The 3,607-nt window shown below is 54.2% G+C and carries 4 protein-coding genes and 1 pseudogene; 2 read left to right on the top strand and 3 right to left on the bottom strand.

What is annotated here, in order from left to right; translation table 11 throughout:
- The 3 genes from hpaE to Q0341_RS11535 all read right to left on the bottom strand — a co-directional run.
- Nucleotides 1–1,240 (bottom strand): 5-carboxymethyl-2-hydroxymuconate semialdehyde dehydrogenase (hpaE, locus tag Q0341_RS11545; RefSeq protein WP_299513408.1); only part of this gene is annotated, 1,240 nt, incomplete at its 3' end.
- Nucleotides 1,241–1,272: 32 nt separating this feature from the next.
- A complete protein-coding gene (locus Q0341_RS11540) occupies nt 1,273–2,040 on the bottom strand; it encodes a fumarylacetoacetate hydrolase family protein (RefSeq protein WP_299513406.1) in 768 nt (255 codons plus the stop codon).
- Complete coding sequence (locus Q0341_RS11535; RefSeq protein WP_299513404.1) at nt 2,037–2,777, bottom strand: fumarylacetoacetate hydrolase family protein; 741 nt, start codon at nt 2,775–2,777, stop codon at nt 2,037–2,039. The genes Q0341_RS11540 and Q0341_RS11535 overlap by 4 nt, the downstream gene beginning before the upstream one ends.
- 170 nt (nt 2,778–2,947) lie before the next feature.
- On the opposite strand from Q0341_RS11535, the gene Q0341_RS11530 reads away from it, so the two are divergent.
- Both Q0341_RS11530 and Q0341_RS11525 read left to right on the top strand, forming a co-directional pair.
- On the top strand, nt 2,948–3,256 hold the full coding sequence (locus Q0341_RS11530; protein WP_299513402.1) for a MarR family transcriptional regulator: 309 nt from the start codon (nt 2,948–2,950) through the stop codon (nt 3,254–3,256).
- 100 nt (nt 3,257–3,356) lie between these two features.
- Nucleotides 3,357–3,607 (top strand): annotated as a pseudogene (locus tag Q0341_RS11525) (hypothetical protein); the annotation flags it as partial.

Raw genomic sequence — 3,607 nt, 5'->3', positions numbered from 1 at the left:
CGGTCCACACATAGCTGGACAAGCCGTATTCGATGTCGTTGGCTTGGCGGATGGCGTCGGCTTCGTCTGTGAAGGGAATCAAGCACGCCACGGGGCCGAAGATTTCTTCTTGCGCAATGCGCATGCGGTTGTCCACATCGGCAAACACGGTGGGGCGCACAAAGTTGCCTTTTTGCAAATGCGCTGGCAAGTCCGGTGCGTCTAAGCCGCCACACAAAATCGAAGCACCCTCTTTGGTGCCCAACTCGATGTAGCTGCGCACCTTGGCCAAATGGCCTTGGCTGATCATGGGGCCAATGAGAGTTTTTTCGTCCAAGGGGTCGCCCACCACGATACGCTTGGCACGCTCAGTAAATTTGGCGGCGAAATCGGCATAAATGCTTTTTTGCACCAAGATACGGCTGCCTGCTGTGCATCGTTCGCCGTTGTTGCTGAAGATCATGAAGATGGCGGCATCCAACGCACGGTCTAAATCAGCGTCTTCAAAAATCACAAACGGTGATTTACCGCCCAGCTCCATGCTGAACTTCTTCAAGCCTGCGGCTTGCACAATTCGATTGCCCGTGACGGTGGAGCCTGTGAACGAAATCGCACGCACATCAGGGTGGGCACACAAAGGTTCACCCGCCTCTTTGCCGTAACCATGCACGATGTTCAACACACCAGCAGGCACACCTGCCTCTAAGGCCAACTCACCCAATCGCGCTGCGGTCAAGGGCGAGAGCTCGCTCATTTTCAACACAGCGGTGTTACCAAACGCGAGACACGGCGCCACCTTCCACGTGGACGTCATGAACGGCACGTTCCAAGGTGAAATCAGCGCGCACACGCCGACGGGGTGGAACAAGGTGTAGTTCAAATGCGTGGGCGTGGGATAGGTGTGTCCATCGACGCGCGTGCACATTTCAGAAAAGTAGTAAAAGTTATCTGCCGAGCGCGGCACCAACTGCTTGCCTGTTTGGCTGATGGTTTGGCCCGTGTCTTTGGTCTCGGCTTGTGCGATTTCTGGCACATGCTTGGCGATCAAATCACCCAAGTTGCGCATGATTTTGGCGCGCTCTGTGGCAGGGCGACCTGCCCATGCGGGAAACGCATCTTTGGCAGCTTGCACCGCTGCATTCACTTCTGTGGCTGTGCCACTGGCCACTTCGGCCAGCACATCTTGGGTAGCGGGGTTGACCGTTTCAAAGTAGTCCTTGCCGGCAACCGATTTACCGTTGATCAAATGCTCGATGCGCATATGCTTTCCTTCGTTCAAATTTTCTAAATGAGTCAGCGACCAAACGTGGCATCCGCCACGATGGTGTTGACCAGTCGGCCAATGCCGTCAATCTCTGTCACGACTTCATCGCCAACGTTGACGTTGACCACGCCTTCAGGCGTGCCCGTCAAGATCACGTCTCCTACATTGAGCGTCATAAAGCCACTCAGGTATTCAATCAACGCAGGAATATCCGTAATCAAATCACTGGTATTGCCCTGCTGCGTCACCACGCCATTGACCCATGTTCGCAACGCCAAGGCGTGTGGGTCTGGCACATCAGCAGCATCTACCAACCACGGGCCCAACACGGTGCCACCATCGCGGTTTTTCACGCGCAGATTTGGTCGGTAGTAGTTTTCTAAGTAGTCACGAATCGCGTAGTCGTTGGCGACGGTGTAGCCCGCCACGTGTTGCATGGCGTTTTCGCGCTTGACGTTTTTAGCGGTGCTGCCAATGACCACAGCCAGCTCGCACTCGTAGTGCATGAAGGCCACGCCTTCAGGGCGGCGGGTTTGCGCACGGTGGCCAATCAAAGAGCTGCGGCCTTTGAGAAAAGCCAAGGGCTCATCTTTGGCGGTGACGGTCAGCTCTTTGGAGAGCTCCTTCACATGGTCCGCGTAGTTCAAACCCAAAGCGATGATGGTGCCCACTTCAAAGGGCGGCAACCAGACCACCGCATCTTCAGACAACACGCGGCCATCGGCCAGTTGCACACCTGTGGGGTGTTCGAAGGCGTCATGGATGGCGCCACCGTAGGCTACTTTTGCGCGCTTCATACCGACTCCTCCGCCACCAACACATTGTCCAATTGACCCACACCTTCGATGGTGATGGTCACGTGCTGACCCGCACGGGCGAGCGGCGCATGCGCAGCCACGCCAATGCTGAGGATATCGCCTGGATGTAGGGTCATAAATTCAGTCACATCAACCAGCAGCTGTGCCACTGAGCGAACGCGACCGCCTGTGTCAGTGTGTTGCACCGCCACACCATCAATCGCCACCGTCACAGCAAGTGCATCTGGGTTGGCCACAGCGTCACGTGGCACATACGCACCCATTGGGCAAGAGCCATCGCGGCACTTGAAGCGCATGGAGGGGCGATAAAAAGAATCACGTGGGACGCTGATGTCGTTCATCACCACGAAGCCAGCCACATGGTTCAATGCATTGGCCGCAGTTAACTTGCAAGCGGTGCTTCCGATGACCAAACCTAAGGTGGCGCCCATTTGAAGCTCTAGGGTATCCGATGGCACAACCACTGCGTCACCACTTTGAGCCCAAGTGTTACGCGGCTTGATATACAAAATCGGCGCTTTGGGTGGCGCCTTGTACGGCGCAACGTTGACTTGATCGCCCAAAGCAGCCAAGGCCTCGCGATGGTTCAACAAGGTACCGTAAATCGTACCGCCGATAGGTGGTTGAAAATTATTCGACATGGTCAACTTTTTAAATTCAAACGTTTTGCTAATATATTCGTAATTTGAATACTCACTTGTTAGTAAGTCAATCAATCCTCGATAGACTTTTTATTAGTGTTATACCTTGAGTCTCTTAAAAACACACACTCAGGCCCGTCCTAACTCGCTACAGTTCAATTCTCAAACACTCAATTACACCCATTAAAAGCCCACTTAGGCATAAAAATTTACCGCATTTGCTTCTGCAATCAAGGGAAGCCTTGATGAGTCGTTTTCGTCCGGTGCTCAACCAACATGGCGTGACCGAACAGCAATGGCGAATTCTGCGCGTGCTGTTGGATGAGGATGGTTTAGAACCCCGTCAGCTTTGCGAGCGATGCTTAATTTCCAGCCCAAGCATTGCAGGGGTTCTGATGCGCATGGAAGAAGCTGGCTGGATTAAGCGTGAGCGCATGGAACACGATCAACGGCGGGTCACCGTCACCGTCACCGCTGCTACCGAAAAGCTCGGCAAAAGCATGGCCCCTTTATTGAACGCGAATACCTCAAGCTTGAAAAGCTGGTGGGCGTGAAGCAACTTCAACAGGTGTATGACGCCCTCGACACCTTGCAAAAAAATCTTGGCATCCCAGAATAAATCAGCCCTTCAGGCCCATCACGGAGACATTCCAAATGCAATTCCACCACCGCGGTTACGTTTCAGAAAACCCAAGAATCAAAGCAGCAGCAGGACACGGCATCAACCGCCCCGCTGACATCCCAGATGAGATGGATGTGCTTATCGTTGGCACCGGCCCCGCGGCCGTTTGCAGTCCACAGCCCAGCGGGCCCATCAGCTCAAGATCGGCGTCGGTCTTTAACTTCACCACGTTGCTGGCCCGGCACACCGACCGCGTTGCAAACGAAGATTGCCCAAAAAAAGC

It is taken from the genome of uncultured Limnohabitans sp. (assembly GCF_937889215.1).
In the GTDB taxonomy this organism is placed as follows: Bacteria; Pseudomonadota; Gammaproteobacteria; order Burkholderiales; family Burkholderiaceae_C; genus Limnohabitans_A.
This window is presented reverse-complemented; position numbering and strand designations above follow the sequence as displayed.

What these genes read in the sequence shown, in the direction of transcription:
- Q0341_RS11530 (WP_299513402.1), top strand. Translation starts at nt 2,948, where the DNA reads ATGAGTCGTTTTCGTCCGGTGCTCAACCAACATGGCGTGACCGAACAG.
- Q0341_RS11540 (WP_299513406.1), bottom strand. Translation starts at nt 2,040, where the DNA reads ATGAAGCGCGCAAAAGTAGCCTACGGTGGCGCCATCCATGACGCCTTC.